16 protein-coding genes, 1 pseudogene and 1 other annotated feature (1 of these 18 only partly in view) are annotated in these 19,758 nt (G+C 35.3%); of the genes and pseudogenes, 14 read left to right on the plus strand and 3 right to left on the minus strand.

Annotated features, from left to right (window positions below; genetic code table 11):
- The first annotated feature begins 118 nt into the window (after positions 1-118).
- From PLX19_RS14705 to PLX19_RS14720, 4 genes are all read left to right on the plus strand, one after another.
- The gene (locus tag PLX19_RS14705; protein WP_272189403.1) at positions 119-1,057 is read left to right on the plus strand and encodes an ABC transporter ATP-binding protein; all 939 of its coding nucleotides are present in this window, start codon (positions 119-121) and stop codon (positions 1,055-1,057) included.
- A gap of 24 nt (positions 1,058-1,081) precedes the next feature.
- Entirely contained in the window at positions 1,082-2,191 is a 1,110-nt protein-coding gene (locus PLX19_RS14710; RefSeq protein ID WP_272189404.1) for an ABC transporter permease, read from the plus strand.
- 1 nt (position 2,192) lies between these two features.
- Complete coding sequence (locus tag PLX19_RS14715; RefSeq protein WP_272189405.1) at positions 2,193-3,338, plus strand: ABC transporter permease; 1,146 nt, start codon at positions 2,193-2,195, stop codon at positions 3,336-3,338.
- A 343-nt stretch (positions 3,339-3,681) separates the two neighbouring features.
- Positions 3,682-4,197 (plus strand): phosphoribosylanthranilate isomerase, encoded by a 516-nt coding sequence (locus PLX19_RS14720; RefSeq protein WP_272189407.1) that lies wholly within the window; start codon positions 3,682-3,684, stop codon positions 4,195-4,197.
- A gap of 210 nt (positions 4,198-4,407) precedes the next feature.
- Here the strand turns inward: PLX19_RS14720 and PLX19_RS14725 are convergent.
- Positions 4,408-4,695: pseudogene (locus PLX19_RS14725) on the minus strand (acetyltransferase); the annotation flags it as partial.
- A gap of 152 nt (positions 4,696-4,847) precedes the next feature.
- Here PLX19_RS14725 and PLX19_RS14730 point away from each other — a divergent pair.
- From PLX19_RS14730 to PLX19_RS14760, 7 genes are all read left to right on the plus strand, one after another.
- On the plus strand, positions 4,848-6,059 hold the full coding sequence (locus PLX19_RS14730) for a phospholipase D-like domain-containing protein (protein ID WP_272189408.1): 1,212 nt from the start codon (positions 4,848-4,850) through the stop codon (positions 6,057-6,059).
- A 476-nt stretch (positions 6,060-6,535) separates the two neighbouring features.
- Positions 6,536-7,210: a hypothetical protein gene (locus tag PLX19_RS14735; RefSeq protein ID WP_272189409.1), complete on the plus strand. Its 675-nt coding sequence runs from the start codon at positions 6,536-6,538 to the stop codon at positions 7,208-7,210.
- Positions 7,211-7,421: 211 nt separating this feature from the next.
- Positions 7,422-8,693, plus strand: coding sequence for a cation:dicarboxylate symporter family transporter (locus PLX19_RS14740; RefSeq protein ID WP_272189410.1), 1,272 nt, complete (start codon positions 7,422-7,424; stop codon positions 8,691-8,693).
- A 170-nt stretch (positions 8,694-8,863) separates the two neighbouring features.
- Positions 8,864-10,303, plus strand: a complete 1,440-nt coding sequence (aspA, locus tag PLX19_RS14745; RefSeq protein ID WP_272189411.1) for an aspartate ammonia-lyase — start codon at positions 8,864-8,866, stop codon at positions 10,301-10,303.
- A 51-nt stretch (positions 10,304-10,354) separates the two neighbouring features.
- Positions 10,355-12,088, plus strand: a complete 1,734-nt coding sequence (malS, locus tag PLX19_RS14750) for an oxaloacetate-decarboxylating malate dehydrogenase (protein WP_272189471.1) — start codon at positions 10,355-10,357, stop codon at positions 12,086-12,088.
- 64 nt (positions 12,089-12,152) lie between these two features.
- Positions 12,153-13,466, plus strand: coding sequence for an ATP-binding protein (locus tag PLX19_RS14755; protein WP_272189412.1), 1,314 nt, complete (start codon positions 12,153-12,155; stop codon positions 13,464-13,466).
- Between the two features lie 4 nt (positions 13,467-13,470).
- A complete protein-coding gene (locus PLX19_RS14760) occupies positions 13,471-14,403 on the plus strand; it encodes a response regulator (RefSeq protein ID WP_272189413.1) in 933 nt (310 codons plus the stop codon).
- Positions 14,404-14,647: 244 nt separating this feature from the next.
- Here the strand turns inward: PLX19_RS14760 and PLX19_RS14765 are convergent, their stop codons facing one another.
- Positions 14,648-14,824 carry a DUF3934 family protein gene (locus PLX19_RS14765; RefSeq protein WP_020060606.1) on the minus strand — a complete coding sequence of 59 codons (177 nt, stop codon included), beginning with the start codon at positions 14,822-14,824 and terminating at the stop codon, positions 14,648-14,650.
- A gap of 583 nt (positions 14,825-15,407) precedes the next feature.
- Between PLX19_RS14765 and PLX19_RS14770 the strand changes: the two genes are divergently transcribed.
- The 3 genes from PLX19_RS14770 (at position 15,408) to PLX19_RS14780 (ending at position 18,069) form a co-directional block, all read left to right on the plus strand.
- Positions 15,408-15,935: a uridine kinase gene (locus tag PLX19_RS14770; RefSeq protein ID WP_272189415.1), complete on the plus strand. Its 528-nt coding sequence runs from the start codon at positions 15,408-15,410 to the stop codon at positions 15,933-15,935.
- 152 nt (positions 15,936-16,087) lie between these two features.
- The gene (locus PLX19_RS14775; RefSeq protein ID WP_272189416.1) at positions 16,088-16,939 is read left to right on the plus strand and encodes an NAD-dependent epimerase/dehydratase family protein; all 852 of its coding nucleotides are present in this window, start codon (positions 16,088-16,090) and stop codon (positions 16,937-16,939) included.
- 236 nt (positions 16,940-17,175) lie between these two features.
- On the plus strand, positions 17,176-18,069 hold the full coding sequence (locus PLX19_RS14780; RefSeq protein ID WP_272189417.1) for a sigma-70 family RNA polymerase sigma factor: 894 nt from the start codon (positions 17,176-17,178) through the stop codon (positions 18,067-18,069).
- A 73-nt stretch (positions 18,070-18,142) separates the two neighbouring features.
- On the opposite strand, the gene PLX19_RS14785 is transcribed toward PLX19_RS14780, so the two are convergent.
- Positions 18,143-19,339, minus strand: a complete 1,197-nt coding sequence (locus tag PLX19_RS14785; RefSeq protein WP_272189419.1) for an MFS transporter — start codon at positions 19,337-19,339, stop codon at positions 18,143-18,145.
- A gap of 214 nt (positions 19,340-19,553) precedes the next feature.
- Positions 19,554-19,758 (plus strand) — a binding site (T-box leader); it runs 56 nt beyond the window's last position.

A 19,758-nucleotide genomic window follows, 5' to 3' on the forward strand; every position in this document is an offset into this window, starting at 1 on the left:
AATGATTTCATGTGAAAAAAGTGAATATTCTCATGTGGAAAGAATGAACTTATGCACTGAGCAGGTTCATTCTTTTTACTTATAATAACAGTAGAGAAACTGAAACAGGGGTGAAATGATGAACGCATTAGAAATCAAAAACTTAACGAAAAAATTTGGTGATTTCATCGCAGTAGATAATATGTCTTTAGTTATTAAACAAGGCGAAATATTTGGGTTTTTAGGCTCAAATGGTGCTGGTAAAAGTACAACAATTAATATGATTGCTGGATTATTACGAAGTAACGAAGGTGAGATTTGCATACTAGGTAAAAATGTAAAACGGCATAACCGTTTTGCAAAAATGAACATCGGTATTGTCCCGCAAGACATAGCAATTTACGAGGAATTAACAGCCTATGAAAATGTAAAGTTTTTTGCGGGATTATATGGATTAAGAGGAACGGAATTAAAAGCGAGAGTAGAAGATGCTCTTCAGTTTGTAGGACTTAGTGATAAACATAAAAGCTACCCGAAAAATTTCTCTGGTGGAATGAAGCGAAGACTTAACATTGCTTGTGCAATTGCGCATCGTCCGAAGCTAATTATTATGGATGAGCCGACAGTAGGAATTGATCCACAGTCAAGAAACTACATTCTCGAGTCTGTTCGAAAGTTAAATGAAATGGGGAGCACAATCATTTATACAAGTCACTATATGGAGGAAGTAGAAGAGATTTGTACGAAAATTGCGATTGTCGATCATGGAAAGATTATTGCAGAAGGAACGAAAGAACAGTTAAAAGCAATCATTACTGATACGAAAGATATTTGGATTGAAGTAAAAGCAATTGAAAATATGGATGTAAACCAACTGAAGGAAATTAGTGGTGTTAAGGCTGTTCAAGTAGAAGAAAACGTAATTAAAGTGAATTCTGATACTGGAGTGAATAATTTAAATAAAATCATTCAATATTTTATTAGTCACGATGTAGAAATACGATCATTAGAGGAACAGGCACCAAACCTTGAAACAGTGTTTCTGACGTTGACAGGAAGAAAATTACGAGATCAATAGTAAATAGAAAAGGAGGTTCACCGCTTGAACATCTTCAATATTGCTATCACGCAACTGAAAAAAGAGTTTCGGGATTTAAGAACATTAGTTTTTATGTTAGCATTCCCAGTGGTGCTTATGCTCATCTTGGGAACGGCTTTAACAAATGCATTTAATGGTGACAGTCTCTCTATTAAAAATATACAAGTATTATATAAAGATGAAGCAGATAGTAAATTCTTACAGTCATTTGAAGCGTTTATAAAAAAAACAAGTAAATCGGGAATTCGCTTTAAAAAGGTTTCAGCCGATGTAGATGGAAAAGAAGAAGTGAAACAAAATAAATATGCTGGCTATGTAGAAATGAATCAAGATGGTGTGAAATTATATGAAAGTGATCGAAATAGCATTGAAGGAAGTATTCTCCAAGGGATGCTTACTACATTTGTCGATAAGTACAATGTAGCAGTTGAAGTCGCAAAAGTAGATCCTGGGAAAGTGAGTACAGTAATTTCAAGTGGAAATCATGATGATTATATACAAGAGACATCCTTACAAGCTGCTAAAAAACCAAGTTCTATGGATTATTATTCGGTTGTGGTGACGACAATGATTGCCTTGTACGGAGCGATGGGAGCAAGTTCTCTGATTCGAGAAGAGCGAGTACGCAAAACAGGAGAGCGTTTAATTGCAGCGCCTGTTAGTAAAGCGGAGATTTTCATAGGAAAAATATTAGGTAGTCTTGTCACAAATGGACTTTGTCTACTTCCTATTATTTTCTTTAGTAAGTTTGTATATCAGGCAAATTGGGGCGACCATCTTGGCGTAGTGTTTCTTATTCTACTGACAGAAGTATTACTTGCGATTAGCTTTGGGTTAGGAATGGGATATATTATGAAAACAGGTGAGGCAGCTAGAGCGGTTATTATGGTTGTTGTACAGTTAGCTTCATTTTTTGGCGGAGCATATTTTGTAGTCGAAGAAAATATGATTACAAGCATGTCGCCATTAACATGGGCAAATACAGCGATTATGAAAATTATTTATGCGAATGATTTAGGAGCAGCATTTCCGGTAATTTCATTAAATCTTGGAATTTCAGCACTGTTTTTATTGATTGCGATTATCGCATTACGCAGACGGGAGGGGCTATAATATGAAAGATATTTTATGGCTCATACAAAAAACATTATCTGTACTTTTGAAAAATAAAAAAGGATTACTTATTATTATTGGATTGCCAATAGCAGGAGCATTACTTTCATTTCTGATTTATGGAAACGTAGGGCAGGGGACATTGCGTATTGGGGTTGTAAATCATGAAAATCAGTATATAGCAAATGATACGGTGAAATTTATAGAAGGATTAGATCATGTAAAAGTAAGTAAAATTCAATCATCAGAAATCGAAGAGAACCTTGCCTCAAAAAAACTTGATGCAGTGATTACATTAGATTCTGGTTTTTCGCAAAGTGTTCGTGACGGTAAACCCAGTCATATTGAAGTCTCTTCCATTAAAGGAGAGCAAATCACAAGTTTTATCAAATCTTATTTGTATAATTATATTGATAATATAACGGCAATAAGTAAAGTAGCGAAAGATGATCAAAGTAAGTTTGATCAGATGTATACAGGTTATCAAAAAAATTCGTTCAAGTTAACAGCCCATACGCTTAAGGATACTTCGAAAAATAAAGATATGACGAATCAAACAGTTGGTTATCTCATGATGTTTATGCTATTTTCAGCGGTGAATTTTTCAGAACTCATTTTGAAAGAAAAAGAAAATAGAACGTATTTTAGATTATTGTCGACACCGATAGATGGGAGAAAATATATATTATCTAACGTTGCTGTTAATATGGTTATCATGATGGTGCAAATCATTGTAACGGTACTGTTTATGACCAATGTATTTCATATTGATCCCAATATACCGTTAATTGTTATGATTGGATTATTGATGATATTTGGTTTAATTGCAATTGGTTTATCGTTAGCGATTGTATCTTTTGCGAAAAATTCAGCTTCAGCAAATGCAATGCAAAATATTATTATTACACCGACATGTTTGCTTGCGGGATGCTTCTTTCCATTTGACATTATGCCAGCATCAGTACAAAAAATTGCTGAATTTCTTCCGCAGCGTTGGTTATTAGATACAATTATGAAATTACAGCAAGGAACGCAGTTTGCAGACATATATTTAAACATTTTAATCTTATTCGCATTTGCCATTTCCTTTTTCTTAATTGCTATTTATAAATTTGGGCGTAATAACGATGCTAGGAATTTTATTTAAGCTAAGTAGTTCAGATAACGTGGAAAAACACTAGAATTAGCATTCGAAATCGAGTGTGAAATCGTAACGGTTTTATACTCGATTTTTTATTGATATGTAAAGGCTCTATCTGCTTTCGTTATCGAGTTAACTAGTAAAACAGCATACCGATTAGCAGGATGACAATAGTTATTGTCACTTGGTTATTTTGGGTGCAATTCAGGGTGTTATTTGAGATGTGAAAAATAAACAAAAAATAGGTAATTTATGTTAAGGTGTAAAGAGAAGCAAATTTGTCATTGTTCAGTTAATGGACAGGTTTGTTGAACCTAGTTCGGTAAAGTTAAAAAAAGTGGAGGGGCAAATGGATAATCACAAGTTTGATGAGTTTATTAAAATTGCAAAAAAACTAAATGATATTGAAATTATTCCATTGTTAATGGGTTCGGTTGGTTTAGAAGTCATTACAGGAAAGAGCTGGGATGCCCAAGACTTAGATGTTCATGTACCTGGTGATAAAAGAGGGTGGGAAGTGCCACCTGAACTATCTATACATAACTGGAATGATATTGTGAAAGTCATGACTTCAATGGAATATAGCCTAATTGATTTGCATGAACATGAGTTCTCTAAAGAGGGATTATCAGTTGAGTTCGGTATTATTGACACTTTACCAAATTTTGCAGGAGTACAATTAGAGTATTTAGAAATACATAAAAATGGAGACATAAAGTATTATTTACTAAATCCTGAGCAATATTTACGTGTTTACGAGTCTTCATCTAAGGATAGTTATCGAGCAGATAAAAATAATAATAAAGATATTAGAAAAATAGATTTTTTAAAAAGTATGATATATAATGACTACAATTCTTACTAATTTTATTGTGCTAACGGAGTGCTTTAATTAAGAAGTCCTCCTTAAAAAACAAGCTCAGAGCACTAAACCCTGAGCTTGTTTGCGCGTTAGTTACTCTGTGATTTAACTTGTGAATTCAAATGTTATTTAGCTTATTATATTATTTTAGGTTTTCTCCACAATAACAGAACTACTTAGTTTGACGCTACCCCCCTTTTTTTCGTAGGCTAACTAAAGAATCCTTTGTAATATAGGTATGCATTTATACAAGACTACATTGTGTGTTCCTTGCACAATGTAGTTGTCCCCGTCTAAAAGAAACACACTATTTGTGGTAACATTTCCATCACCAAATTTGGTAGTTATGTCTCCTACTACCTTTCCATCTATCCATTTTTCTTTAGAATGAGGTGGAACTACTTGTATATATTTAATCGTTTCTTCTCCATCACCTGAGATTAGTGTAGTATGAATATTTCTTTTTTGAATCACGTTTCTATTTTCGTTTAATTCATCGAGAAGTGATTTTGTGTTAAGACTTTTCATCTGTTCCTCCCGTATGTATATGTAATAGTAAAAAATAATATGAATCGACCTGTAAACGAGCATTAAAAATAACTTCTGCTGAAATACTATGTAGAAACAATTATTTTGTGCGGAAGGAAATCGAAATGGTGAAAAAAATACTTCGGATTATTTCTATTATTATTGCTATATTCATTCTTCTACTCGTTTGTATGCATGTTGATGTTACACTGGGAAGAAAGATAGAAGCGAAAAAAAATCAAACGAAAGAATATGCACTTCACTATAGTGATTTCCAACTATATGTTGAGGGGCAATCTTTGTATCAGCAGCTATTTTCTGATATAAAAGAGGCGAAACATTCGATTCTCACTTATTTCTTTATCATTTCAGATGATAAAAGCAGTCATACTTTTTTGGAGTTGTTGAAAGAAAAAGCAAAAGAGGGTGTACAAGTATACCTAGCAATCGATCGGATTAATGATTTGTCTTTCAAAAGAAAAATGAAAAATGAATTGCAAGCAAGTGGTGTTCATTTTACATATAGTAGAAAAGCTGAATTGCCATTCTTTTTTTATTCGCTACATCATCGAAATCACCGCCGAATTACAACAATTGATGGAAAAATAGGATACAGTGGTGGTTTTAACATAGGAGATGAATATTTAGGGAAAAATAAGAAATTTGGATATTGGCGAGATTATCATATGCGAATAATAGGAGAAGGGGTGAGAGATTTAGAAGAACAGTTTGCCTCAGACTGGAAACGTGATACTTCTGAAGCGATAACAAGTATTTCGCAACAGAGTGCCCCAGGGAAAACGTTACATACATTAACTAGTTATAATGGCCATGGTCTAATCCAAAAGTATATTGAATTAATAAAGCAGGCAAAACAATCTATTGTGATTACCACTCCGTATTTTATACCAAAAGATGAAAAACTTATGAATGCTTTAATTCAAGCGAGGCAGAGGGGTGTTTCTGTTAAAATATTGTGGTCTTATAAGCCGGATGTTCCTTTTATAAAAGAAGCTGCCTATCCTTATATTCGTCAAGCAGTCGAGAATGGCATTTCTGTATATGGATATAAAAAAGGGATGTTTCATGGGAAAGCTATGGTGTTTGATAATGAAACAATTGTTATAGGAACAGCAAATTTTACCCCGCGCAGCTTTCATATCAATGATGAGATGAACTTCTATATAAAGGGCGGTCCTATTTTACAACAATTAAATCAAGCATTAGCGCAAGATATTCAAGATTCAAAAGAAATGACGATATCATTCTTAAACAATTTGTCCTTTTTAGAGAAGTGTAAGGAAAAGATGGTAGGGATGTTTAATTATTATTTATAGAAATATGAATGAGAGAAACTGCGATATGATACGGCAGTTTTTTTCTTATTTATCCCGCATTAACGGGCAGTAATACTCCCACCTCAAAATTCAGCAAAAGCATTGTCCAGCTCTAGCGGCTAGAATCTCCGGTCGTTTCGCCCCCTCGGACGAGGCAAAAAGCGCCTCTCTGTCGGGTGCTCCAACGTCCTGCGATTCTGAGCAAGCCGCTTCCGCTTTTCTTAAGAAGTTAGGTGGGAGATAAACTGCCCGTAAAAGCCCGATTGGTGAGGGCTGATAATCAGTGAGGGCTGATAATCAGTGGGGGATGAAGAAAACCCCCACTGATTAAAGTTTCACTTTATATTAATAGCTCAAGAAATGAATACATATTTTTACAATATATACTTTGGGTGATAAACTAAACTGGCAGGGAAGAATTATTTTTCATAAAGACTAAGGAAGTATGTGGGGAGATTCTATGAGGGGGAATTGAAGTGAAACGTCAAACTGTTATTCGCGAAATTGCGGAGCATATATGTGCGCTTACATTAAATCATCCTGTAAGAGTGGGTGTTAGTGGTATAACAGCTTCAGGGAAAACAACATTTGCTAATGAATTAGCGAAAGAAGTTGAAAATCAAGGAAGAAAAGTAATTCGAACAAGTATTGATTACTTCCACAATCCAAGAGCAATTCGATATGCACAAGGGAAGGAATCGGCGAAAGGCTATTATGAAGATGCTCATGATTATAAAGCTATTTCTGAACGATTATTAATCCCATTAGGACCAAATGGGACAAAACGTTATGAGATACAATCACACGATTTAGAGAGCGATCTGTATATCCGCTCTGAACCAATATTGGCTTCAGAAGATACGATATGTATAGTAGATGGAACCTTTTTATTTAAAGAAGAACTGAAACATTTATTTGACTATAAAGTATATGTGGAAACAGATTTTCAGATTGCTAGAGAACGTGGTTCCAAGAGAGAAGCAAAAGCTTTTGGAAGTAAAGAGAAAGCTGAGGATATGTTTATACAGCGCTATCATGCGGCTTGTCGTATGTACATAGAAGGGCATGCACCAAAGGAGTGTGTGGATGTAGTTGTAAACAATAATAATATAGAAGGGCCAGTAGCTGTATTTAATGGGGATTCTTTTTAGATTATACGGAATAATCTGATGTTTTATAAATTCTAATTTTTGGTTGTATAATGAAGAAGAGCACAATTAATTGAAGATTTTAAGAAAAAAATTCGAAAGTTTTGTGACAAACTTGTAGTTTTGTGTCTGATTTTGTAGGTTCGTCTTTATCATGTGATTATGCTTTTATATATTAGGAATTGAAAGCGTTCGCATGGAAGGGATGAAATACATGAAAAAATTCGGATTAGCTACACAAATTTTTGTAGCGCTTATTTTAGGGATTGTTGTAGGGGCAATCTTTTATGGAAATAAAACAGCTATTTCCTATATTACACCGCTTGGGGACATATTTATTCATTTAATTAAAATGATTGTCGTTCCAATTGTTATATCTGCACTTATTGTTGCAGTAGCTGGTGTGGGCGATATGAAGAAGCTCGGTAAATTAGGTGGGAAAACAATCCTTTATTTTGAAATTATCACGACGATTGCTATTTTAATGGGCTTAGTAGCAGCGAACGTGTTCCATCCAGGAACGGGCGTTGATATGAGCCATTTACAGCAAACTGATATTTCGGCTTATAAAGCAACAGCTGATGCAACGGAGAAAAAAGGTTTTGCAGAAACAATTGTTCATATTGTACCAAAAAACGTATTTGAATCTATCACACAAGGGGACTTATTACCAATTATTTTCTTCTCAGTGTTATTCGGTTTAGGAGTTGCTGCAATCGGAGAAAAAGGAAAGCCAGTCTTTAATTTCTTTGAAGGTGTATTAGAAGCAATGTTTTGGGTTACAAATCAAGTCATGAAATTTGCTCCGGTTGGTGTATTTGCATTAATTGCTGTTACGGTTGCAAAATTTGGAGTGGCTACTCTGCTTCCGTTAGGGAAACTAGTTCTCGCTGTTTATGTAACGGTTGTGTTATTTGTTATTGTGGTATTAGGTATCAATGCGAAAATAGTGGGAGTAAACATTTTCACCTTAATGAAAGTTGTAAAAGAAGAATTAATTCTTTCTTTTACAACAGCAAGTTCAGAAGCTGTTTTACCAAATATTATGAGAAAAATGGAAGAGTTCGGTTGTCCGAAAGCCGTTGCTTCTTTCGTAATACCTACGGGCTATACATTTAATTTAACTGGATCAGCTATTTATCAAGCGTTAGCGTCACTATTTGTAGCGCAAATGTATGGTATACACATGTCGTTAACAGAACAAATTACATTGTTATTTGTTTTAATGTTAACGTCTAAAGGAATGGCTGGTGTTCCTGGTGCTTCCTTTGTTGTTGTATTGGCAACATTAGGTTCAATGGGACTTCCATTAGAAGGAATTGCTTTAATTGCTGGTATTGATCGCATTTTAGATATGATTCGCTCGTCTGTCAATGTATTAGGGAACGCATTAGCGGCGATTGTCATGTCGAAATGGGAAGGCGAATTTGATCAAGAAAAAGCAAAACAGTATGTAGAAACTGTAAACCAAGCTAAAGCAGCATAAATTAAAAGTTGAATTAGTGAGAGATTATTTAGCTCTCGCTGATTATTTGTGAAACGAATTGATGTATTACAAATAGTATATCTCCAGATTCATTATTTATTTCTTGTAAAATTTGAAGTAAGAGAATGGTTACATATGGGGCAAAATAAGGTGAGGAGTGGAATATATATATGGCAACAGTAACTGAAGCTAAAAAAGATGTGCGAATTGAAAGAGATTTTTTAGGTGAGAAAGAAGTACCAATGCATGCATATTATGGTGTTCAAACGATGCGTGCGGTCGAAAACTTTCCGATTACAGGTTATAAAATCCATGAAGGATTAATTAACGCATTAGCGATTGTAAAAAAAGCGGCAGCGCTTGCAAATACAGATGTTGGACGATTAGAACTAAAAAAAGGTACAGCAATTGCAGAGGCAGCAGAAGAGATTCTTGAGGGGAAATGGCACGAGCATTTTATCGTAGATCCGATCCAAGGCGGAGCTGGAACTTCTATGAATATGAATGCAAATGAAGTGATTGCCAATCGTGCTCTTGAATTATTAGAAATGGAAAAAGGCGACTATCATTACATTAGCCCAAATAGCCACGTGAATATGGCGCAATCAACAAATGATGCATTCCCAACTGCAATTCATATTGCAACGTTAAACTCATTAGAGGAATTATTACAAACGATGGGATATATGCGTGATATCTTTGAATTAAAAGCAGAGCAATTTGACCATGTTATTAAAATGGGACGCACGCATTTACAAGATGCTGTACCGATTCGTCTTGGACAAGAGTTTAAAGCATATGCTCGTGTACTTGGACGTGATATTAAACGTATCGAGAAATCTCGTCAACATTTATATGAAGTAAATATGGGAGCGACAGCTGTTGGTACTGGATTAAATGCAGATCCGCAGTACATTGAGGCTGTAGTAAAACATTTAGCTAATATTAGTAAATTGCCTCTTGTTGGAGCAGAAGATTTAGTAGATGCAACGCAAAATACAGATGCATATACAGAAGTTTCAGCTGCGCTGAAAGTATGTATGATGAATATGTCCAAAATTGCAAATGACTTGCGCTTAATGGCATCAGGTCCGCGCGTTGGATTGAGTGAAATTATGCTTCCAGCTCGTCAACCTGGTTCTTCTATTATGCCAGGGAAAGTAAACCCTGTAATGCCAGAAGTAATTAACCAAATTGCGTTCCAAGTAATTGGGAACGACCATACAATTTGTCTTGCTTCAGAAGCAGGTCAATTAGAACTGAATGTAATGGAACCAGTGTTAGTATTCAACTTACTTCAATCAATCAGTATTATGAATAACGGCTTCCGTGCTTTCACAGATAATTGCTTAAAAGGAATTGAAGCGAATGAAGCGCACTTAAAAGAATATGTTGAGAAAAGCGTTGGTATTATTACAGCTGTGAATCCACATATCGGATACGAAGCAGCAGCCCGTGTTGCAAAAGAAGCAATTGCAACTGGTCAATCTGTCAGAGAAATTTGCTTGAAAAATGGTGTATTATCACAAGAAGAATTAGACTTGATTTTAGATCCGTTTGAAATGACGCATCCTGGAATTGCAGGAGCATCTCTTTTAAAGAAAAATTAAAAAAGGGGGGACTTTCCCCTTTTTTTTGTTTACAATATAGAAATGTTATATATCAATAAAGGTAGGGGTTATATGAGTAAATTTACAGTTTCCTCGAATGGAACTTTAGAAACAACATTACGAGGAGCAGAAGTATTAGCAACACCACTATTAAATAAGGGTGTCGCTTTCTCGGCGGAGGAAAGGGAAGAATTAGGGTTAAAAGGGTTGTTACCGCCAGCGGTATTAACATTAGACGAACAAGCACGCCGTGCGTATGAACAATTTTGTTCACAGCCTGATGACTTATTAAAAAACGTATACTTAACAGCACTGCATGATCGTAATGAAGTATTATTTTATCGTATTCTTACAGATCATTTGCGAGAAATGCTACCGATTGTATACACGCCAACTGTTGGTGTAGCGATTCAAAGATATAGTCATGAGTATCGTAAGCCACGTGGTGTGTATTTATCAGTTAATGATCCAAATGGTATTGAGGAAGCTTTTTCTAACATTGGTGCAACTGCGGAAAATATTGATTTAGTCGTTGTAACAGACGGTGAAGGTATTTTAGGAATTGGAGACTGGGGCGTTGGCGGTATTAATATTGCTATCGGAAAACTAGCTGTCTACACAGCAGCAGTTGGTATTGATCCAAGTCGTGTATTACCGGTTATTTTAGATGTTGGTACAAACAATGAAGAGTTATTAAATAATCCGTTTTATATTGGAAATCGCCATCCACGTGTAACGGGAGAAGCATATGATACATTCATTGATTTGTTTGTAAAAGCTGTATGTAATAAGTTACCGAATGCACTGCTGCACTGGGAAGATTTTAGTACACGTAATGCGCGCAAAATTTTAGACAAATATCGTGATAATGTATGTACATTTAACGATGATATTCAAGGAACTGGCGCGGTTTCATTGGCAGCTGTGTTATCAGCTGTGAAAGCTTCTGGTGTTCCGCTATGTGAACATCGCGTTGTTGTTTTTGGTGCGGGTACTGCTGGAATTGGAATTGCAGATCAAGTATGTGATGCGATGGTACGCTTAGGTTTATCAAAGGAAGAAGCAAATCGCCGTTTTTGGTGTATTGAACGTAATGGTTTACTTACTGATAATATGGATGATCTTCTTGATTTCCAAAGTCCTTATGCACGTCAGATGTCTGAAGTCGAACGATGGAAGCAGTCAGAAACGATTGGTCTTGCTGAAGTTGTAAAACATGTACAACCAACTATTTTAATTGGAACGTCAACAGTTGCTGGTGCATTTACAGAAGAAATTGTAAAAGAGATGGCAGCACATGTGGAACGACCAATTATTTTACCAATGTCTAATCCAACGCCTCTTGCGGAAGCAAAACCAGCAGACTTAATTTCTTGGACAGAAGGGCGAGCGCTTGTTGCAACTGGTAGTCCATTTGATCCAGTTACATACAATGGAGTTACTTATGTAATTGGACAATCTAACAATGCACTTATCTTCCCAGGTCTTGGTCTTGGTACAAATGTTGTTCGTGCTCGTGTCATGACAGATGGTATGTTTGCGGCAGCAGCAGAAGCGGTGGCAAGTATGGTAGATACAAGTCAACCTGGTGCACCAATTCTTCCAGAAGTAGAGGAGTTGCGTAATATTTCTGAGATCGTTGCTGTTGAAGTAGCTAAAGCGGCAGTTGCTGAAGGTGTTGCTCGTGATATATTAAGTGATAATGATATCAGGAAGGCTGTAAAAGATGCAATGTGGCAACCTGTTTATCGTCAAATAAAAGCAGTTGAAAAAGTAACACTATAGGAATAGAGCCCGTTTATATATTAAGCGGGCTTCCTTATTATATTTAAAGACTCAATAACGGGAAGTGACGTATTTGAACTGGCATCAATTGTGGAAGAAAGATATTTCACTTTTAATTATGTTAATTTTGATTGTTCCGGTTGCTGGAGAACTGAACTTTCATCCATTTAATGATACGTTTCGTGTTAGCTTTGGAACACCGATTTTCTTCTTTTTACTATTATTCTTAAGGAAAATCCCAGCTGTTATAGCGGGAATTTTAGTTGGGGCATCTGTAGTAACATTTCGAATTGGCCTTGACTGGATGCTACATAGTTCTTTTCATTTCTCAGATTCCTTTAGTATGCGTTATCCAGTTTTCTTTTATTATTTCGTATATGGAAGTCTTTTTTCAGTATGCAGAGTAAATCGATTTCATCAAAAACCATTTATAATCGGGTGTTTTGGCATTACGATTGAAATTTTTTCAAGCATGGCAGAACTTGCTTTTTATCATATTTTTGTGCTCAGCACGATGATTACAGTTTCAGAAGTCAATAAAATTATTATTATCGCTATTTTTCGCAGTTTTTTTGCACTCGGTTTTTTAAATATGATGAGTTTATATGAGACAAAATTAAAAGAAGCGCAGGTTCGGAAAGAAAATGAAAAGATGTTTATGCATCTTTCCAATTTGTATGTAGAATCTGTTCATTTGAAGAAAACGCTGCAAAATGCAGAAAGGATTACACAAGAAGCGTACCAATTATATCGAAACTTACAAAAGAAAGGTAGCGCTGAGAATAATATAGAATCGTATAGTAAGAACGCGCTGAAAATTGCAGGAGAAGTACATGAAATAAAAAAAGATAATCAAAGAATTTTTGCCGGGTTATCTAAACTTCTTTTAGATAAAAATCTATCGGAATATGTAAATGGAAATGAACTGGCGGAAATGATTATAAGAATTAACGAGAAATACGCACAGTTATTACAAAAGGAAGTCGTATTTTCTAAACAGATAGAAGGGGAGCATACGCAGTATCATGTATATACTGTGTTGTCGATTTTAAATAATTTAGTTGCGAATGCTGTAGAAGCGATTGATAGTGTTGGTACAATTACAATTTATGTTAAGAAACAAGGAGCGTTTGTTACGTTTGAAGTAATAGATGATGGTCCGGGTATTTCGGGGAAATATAAGGAGTTAGTATTTAAGCCTGGTTTTACTTCAAAATATGATCAAACTGGAACACCGTCAACAGGAATTGGTTTATCTTATATAAAAGAGATGGTGACGGAACTTGAGGGAGAGGTTATACTACAAGACAGAGATGCTGAAAGAGGCTGCAAGTTTATTGTACGGCTGCCGGAATCTAGCCTGACTAAGGAAGGATGAGCCTATGTTTTATTACATCGTAGATGACGACGAAGTATTTCGTTCTATGTTAGCACAAATTATTGAAGATGAAGACCTTGGAGAAGTAGTTGGAGAAGAAGAAGATGGGGCTTTCGTAGAAGGAGATCAGTTAAATTTTAAAAAAGTAGATATATTATTTATTGACTTATTAATGCCAATTCGTGATGGGATTGAAACGGTTCGGCACATTCTCCCGTCATTTTCCGGGAAAGTGGTTATGATTTCTCAAGTAGAATCAAAACAATTAATAGGTGAAGCTTACTCCCTTGGTGTTGAATATTATATTACAAAACCTCTTAATAAAATTGAAGTTGTATCCGTTGTACGAAAAGTGATAGAACGTATTCGTTTGGAACGGTCTATTCAAGATATTCAAAAGTCATTAAACAATGTATTCCAATGGGAGCAACCAAAGGGGCGAATAGAATCAGGGCTAGAAGAGAAAAAATTTGCTGATTCTGGCCGTTTTTTATTAGCAGAACTAGGGATTGCTGGGGAGAACGGAAGTAAAGATTTACTAAGTATGCTGGAATACTTATATCAATATGAAAAGAAGGCAACCTTTGAACATGGATTTCCAGTATTAAAAGATATTTTTCAACATATTACGGTCAAAAAGTTAGGTGAAATGGCTTCGGAAGGTGAGATTGATAAAGAGAGAAAAGCTTCAGAGCAAAGGGTGCGCCGAGCAATATATCAATCGCTCAATCACTTAGCTTCTCTTGGTTTAACAGATTTTTCGAATCCGAAATTTGAAAGCTATGCTCCGAAATTTTTTGATTTTACAATTGTGCGTAAGCGAATGACAGAGTTAACAAACGAATCATTAGCAACGGCCGGTCATACACGAATTAATACGAAGAAATTTATTCAAGTGTTGTATTTTGAAGCGAAGCGATTGACTGAAGATGATTAAGTGGATAAAGAGCGGTAAAAGAAAAAGATGTTTGCTTATTTGTGGCAAACATCTTTTTCTTTTACTGTTTGATAAACGCCCATTTTTTCATAATATATCGTATTAATGAATTTTAAAAGTTGTCTTTTTACAATGAGTAACCACCTGTTTTGTTGTTTTAAATCTTTGCCTTTCTCCGCAAAATAAACTCACACAACATCTATCTCACACTTACACGAAAGATGTCAAACGGAAACAGCAGTCCCTATCTTTCGGATTTGTCACCTGTATTACTGTTTGTCTTTGCGCCACCTGCTTTTTTAACACCTTTGCTTGTATAAGGTTTGGCACTCTTTTTTTTGTTGGCACTGGCTTTCCAGCGGTTCCAGCCCTTACTGCCTGTTCCTCTACCTGTTCCGCCTTTACCTTTAGCTTTACTCATATAATATAATCACTCCGTTATTATTGTATAGCAAATCTGTTTCCACAGTAGTCAATAAATCTTTAAAATATAATTTGGGTTTATGACTTTTTCCTTTCCGACAGTTGCTCATAAAAATGAACAGCAGGATATAATAGTATATCATAACATGGACAGTAATGCGCAAAATTCTCAGGTTTATCCCGTTAATAGAAATCTTTTAATTTTTGCTGATAGTAATGTGTTATGTAAAAGGTGTTAAATCTTGAATACATTGTAACTACTCAGTCACTCTGTAAAAAAAGGTAGAAAAGAATTTTTTAAAATGGCCTGGGAGGGGCTGGCCATACATAGAAGCGGTCAGTACCTATTTCTGTCATGCGCAAAGTATGGTAACAAAGAAAGGCAGCAAAGTGCATTGTCATTTGTATCGTCACGGCAGCAATCTATGTGCTGAAAGGTAATAAGTGGTGTATAGCTGAGTAATTCCTTTTTTTACTGTTTAATATACGCCCATTTGTAACTATAGAATCCAGCAAAAGATTATTTTAGAGTAAAGGGATAGGAAAGAAACTTAAATTCTATTATTTCATGGAGGAGTAATATGGAGAAAAAAACAACAGTAATATCTATTTCAGCTGTATCTGGCGGCGGTAAGACAACCGTTACGAAGGAGTTAGCTAATAGACTGAATAACGCCAAGACTTTTCATTTTGATGATTATAATTTAGATGGGCCAAGTGACATTTGTGCATGGATGGAAAAAGGTGCAGATTATAATGAGTGGAACGTTAGTCCCATAATGACAGATATTCTATCAGTATTAAATGATTCAGTTGCAGATTATATTATTTTGGACTATCCATTTTCGTACCTTAATAATGAGATGAAAGATGTGATAGACATTTCATTTTATATTGATACGCCATTAGATATAGCAATGGTGAGAAGATTTATTCGTAATCCTTTACATACTATTGATGAGGTTCTTTTCGAATGTGAGGTATACTTGCAAGCTGGAAGAGAGGCGTACTTAGAGATGGAGAAAAGTGTGAAACCTAGTGCTGACTATGTAATTGATGGGGAGCTGACGGTTGAAAATATCATAGAAGCAATCGTAAATAAGTTGTAAAATCTAGTGTATTCATAAAGGATTCTTTATTGCAGAAATTTTTTTCTATCTATGTCACGATTTATAAACTCAATCTGTCTTATATATGAACAGCAAAATAGCAGTTTGAAAAACTAGACGAATAAGTTGAAACGTATATGGGAGGAATAGAAATGAAAATTTTTCTTGCCGGGGCAACTGGTGTAATAGGTCGTTCTTTAATTCCTTTGTTAGTGCAAGAGGGGCACGAAGTGTTCGGGATGATTCGTGATGAATCGCATGCAAGTACAATTACAAAAATGGGTGCAAAGCCCGTGGTGGCAGATGCATTTGATCGAGATGCTGTATTCACTGCATTGCAAAATAGTCAGCCAGATGTAGTGATTCATCAACTTACATCGTTAAGTGAGGGAAGCTCGGTAGATAATGCAAAAATGCGAATTGAGGGGACAGAAAATCTTGTAGAGGCTGCAAAATCGGCGGGAGTTAGACGAATCATTGCACAAAGTATTTCGTGGGCGTATGAACCTGGAGAGGTTCCAGCTACAGAGGAAGAACTGTTAGATATTACTGCTTCGTTTCCGCGAAAAACAACGATAGAAGGTATTATGGCGTTAGAAGAAAAAGTGTCTCAAATGCCAGAGTTTGTTATACTTCGTTACGGAACGCTTTATGGCCCAGGAACTTGGTATGCAACGGATGGAATGATCGCTGAACAAGTACGACGACAAGAAATGGCCGCAACGGATGGTATCGTTTCTTTTTTACATGTAGACGATGCAGCTAGAGCGGCATTACTCGCACTAGAATGGCCATCTGGTCCGGTCAACATTGTCGATGATTATCCTGCACAGGGACAGGATTGGTTGCCAGTTTATGCTTCTGCAATCGGTGCCCCTCAGCCTTCTGCTCAAACTGGTAGTAATCGAGGGGAACGCGGCGCTTCCAATACAAAAGCCCGAAAAGAATATGGGTGGGAGCCCATTCATTCTTCTTGGTCTAAAGGGTTTCAAAATCATTTGTAGAATCAATTATAAATACAAATTGTTAGGTGGGAGAGAGCGTCTAGTTATGCATAGCAGTGACTTCTATCTGGAAAATCAGAATAAATTTATTTAGTTCGTAATTTTTTATAAATATTATTTTCAAAAAATGTTTTTTGAGAAATTTACATAGGTATACCCTAGAAAGTTTTTTCTAGGGTATTTGTGATTGTATATCATGTTAAAATTTGGGTGAGTTAACTTCGAGGAGGGGTAGGGTGAAAGAAAATCATTTAGACATAAATGAATTGTATGTAATGTACAAACCTTATTTTATTGCTATTGCGTATAAAATGCTTGGATCGATAAGTGACGCTGAAGATATTGTTCAAGATACATTTCTAAAGCTACAGATGAGCGAGGTTCATTTAACTGATATTAACAATATAAAGTCATATGTAAGTAGAATGGTTGTAAATCGTTGTATAAATGAATTACAATCAAGTCGAAAAAAAAGAGAAACTTATGTTGGTACTTGGTTGCCAGAACCGATTGTACAGGACATGAAATGGGATCCTTCGGAGAAAATCATTCAAGATGATCAACTATATTATACATTTGTTGTTCTTATGGAAAAACTCTCTGCCACAGAGCGAGCCGTTTATGTTCTAAAAGAAGCATTAGATGTAAAACATAGTGAAATAGCAGATTTACTAAATATTACAGAGATGAATTGTCGTAAAGTATTTAGTAGAGCGAAGAAGAAGATGGACGTATCTTTTGATGAAAATCCTACATCATACGAAATTCAACAAGGCCAAATTACGAAGTTTATTTCAGCTTTATCAAGAGGTAATGTTCAAGAAGTTTCAGAAATTCTTACTACCGATGTAACTCTTATTGCGGATGGCGGAGGGAATGTCGTTACAGCGATTAATCAAATTATTAGTAAAGAACGTGTCCTAAGGTTGCTATCTGCTATTGCTACGAAATTCTTTGCCGGGAAAAAAGCACAAGCAGTATTGGTAAATAATCAACCAGGTGTTCTCATAGTAAAAGGTGAAGAAGTAGTTGGTGTTTTCAGTTTCGCTTGGAAGCAAGATACCAATCAAATTGAGCAAATTTTTTATGTGGTAAATCCAGATAAGCTCAAACGTATCTCCGGATATTAAAATTAAGATTGAAACATAGAGCTGTTCTAAATGTCATGACATTTAGAACAGCTCTTATTTATATTGTTACAAGTTAATCATTTTGATTAACTTGTATATTTTCGTAGGAATAACCTTGCTTCTTTCGTAAAGAAAGTGATATTAGGATAGTCAAGAATAGGACAGAGAAAATAATAAGCACGACATATTTAAATATCACCTTTGTCCCGATATATGGACCGATACTAGATCCTAAAAATAAAGTAAATGTATAAAGTGCCATTGCAACTCCTTTTTTCTTCCCGCTTATTTGTCCAATATGAAAAATGATAGAGGGTAGTACAATTGAAATTCCAGCCGCAAATATAATTGTAGTGACAGATAGAAAATAAAGACGATCCCATTTTAAGAACAAAAGTACTCCTGTACACGTAATAATAAGCCCTAGAGTAATTATTTTTGGGGCCTTAGTATGTGTAATAAAATTATTCATAAAAGGAGAAACAGACATTCCAATTAAGCCAAGGCATTGAAAGAGCAAAATTTCATGATTTGTAAGGTGATACATTTGGGTTAATAAGTGATGCAAAGAACTATAAATGGCAACGAATGAAAGAAATTGCGTAAAGGTAATCGCAAGACAAATTGCTAAGTAGCGATTTTGAAATAATTTAAACATATCAAGCCAGTATGTGATAGATAAAGGACGATTACTTTTGATAGATGTAGGCAGAATGAAATACAAAATTGCCCCGCATAAAAGATGAATAAAAGCAAAAAAATAAAAAAGAGTAGGAAAAGTATATTGAGATATAAACCAATTACTGAGTATTTGTCCTAATATGCTAGACATTGTGAACGCTGTACTTAAGATTCCGATGACATAGCCTTGACGCTTTGGAATAAACAATTCAAATGCATATGCAAGAGCTAAAGGTGTAAATGTTGCTGCTACTAGTCCTTGCAAAGCTCTAAGGAACAAAAATAGGTTGTATATTTTGCAAAAGCTAATCGTTAGTGTACAAAAAGACAAAGCGAATAGCCCGAGAACTAGTATATTTTTCTTTCCGAATCGATTGGACAGAGGAGCGAAAATTAAGAATCCAATGGCGTAGAAAATGGAAAATGCACTGCTTGAGAGATAAGCAGTATCTTTAGGGATTTGAAGATGGAATATAAGTTGATTTTCGATTGGAATCATGATGAACCCTTGAGAAACGACACTTATCCCAGCAATGCAAAAAATAAATACGTATAACCATTCAGGAGCTTTATTGGTTAAATTACTCATGAAGATCCTCCTTATAATTAATCTGTATTAATAAGACAGATTAATTTGTTGAAGTGTGACACATTGTATTGTGAATTTGCGAATGTTTCTTTATAACAAATTATTCATAAATACATAAAATAAAAAATTAAAAAACATTTTAGAACTTTTTGTTGACTTTCTTCTTTTTTTGTATAGAATAAACATTAATAAAATGTTTCAGAGATGTGACAGTAAAACGACTGTGAAAGGAAGAGTAGTAATAGGACGTAGTCCAAGCGAGTCAGGGGTGGTGTGAGCCTGATACGAAGCCTGTTATGAAGAACCTCCTGGAGTCGCTAACCAAAATCCTTTTTTAGGAGAGTAGACTTAGCCGGGAACTTCGCCGTTACAAGAAGAACAGTATCGAGTTATCTCTAATCTCCGTACTGATAAGTGAG

Origin of the sequence: Bacillus sp. BP-3, from assembly GCF_028401955.1 — a bacterium.
Taxonomy (GTDB): Bacteria; Bacillota; Bacilli; order Bacillales; family Bacillaceae_G; genus Bacillus_A.

Excerpts from the sequence above, each read along its gene's own strand:
- PLX19_RS14705 (WP_272189403.1), top strand. The coding sequence starts at position 119 with ATGAACGCATTAGAAATCAAAAACTTAACGAAAAAATTTGGTGATTTC.
- PLX19_RS14715 (WP_272189405.1), top strand. The coding sequence starts at position 2,193 with ATGAAAGATATTTTATGGCTCATACAAAAAACATTATCTGTACTTTTG.
- PLX19_RS14720 (WP_272189407.1), top strand. The coding sequence starts at position 3,682 with ATGGATAATCACAAGTTTGATGAGTTTATTAAAATTGCAAAAAAACTA.
- PLX19_RS14730 (WP_272189408.1), top strand. The coding sequence starts at position 4,848 with ATGGTGAAAAAAATACTTCGGATTATTTCTATTATTATTGCTATATTC.
- PLX19_RS14740 (WP_272189410.1), top strand. The coding sequence starts at position 7,422 with ATGAAAAAATTCGGATTAGCTACACAAATTTTTGTAGCGCTTATTTTA.
- aspA (WP_272189411.1), top strand. The coding sequence starts at position 8,864 with ATGGCAACAGTAACTGAAGCTAAAAAAGATGTGCGAATTGAAAGAGAT.
- PLX19_RS14760 (WP_272189413.1), top strand. The coding sequence starts at position 13,471 with ATGTTTTATTACATCGTAGATGACGACGAAGTATTTCGTTCTATGTTA.
- PLX19_RS14765 (WP_020060606.1), bottom strand. The coding sequence starts at position 14,824 with ATGAGTAAAGCTAAAGGTAAAGGCGGAACAGGTAGAGGAACAGGCAGT.
- PLX19_RS14770 (WP_272189415.1), top strand. The coding sequence starts at position 15,408 with ATGGAGAAAAAAACAACAGTAATATCTATTTCAGCTGTATCTGGCGGC.
- PLX19_RS14775 (WP_272189416.1), top strand. The coding sequence starts at position 16,088 with ATGAAAATTTTTCTTGCCGGGGCAACTGGTGTAATAGGTCGTTCTTTA.
- PLX19_RS14785 (WP_272189419.1), bottom strand. The coding sequence starts at position 19,339 with ATGAGTAATTTAACCAATAAAGCTCCTGAATGGTTATACGTATTTATT.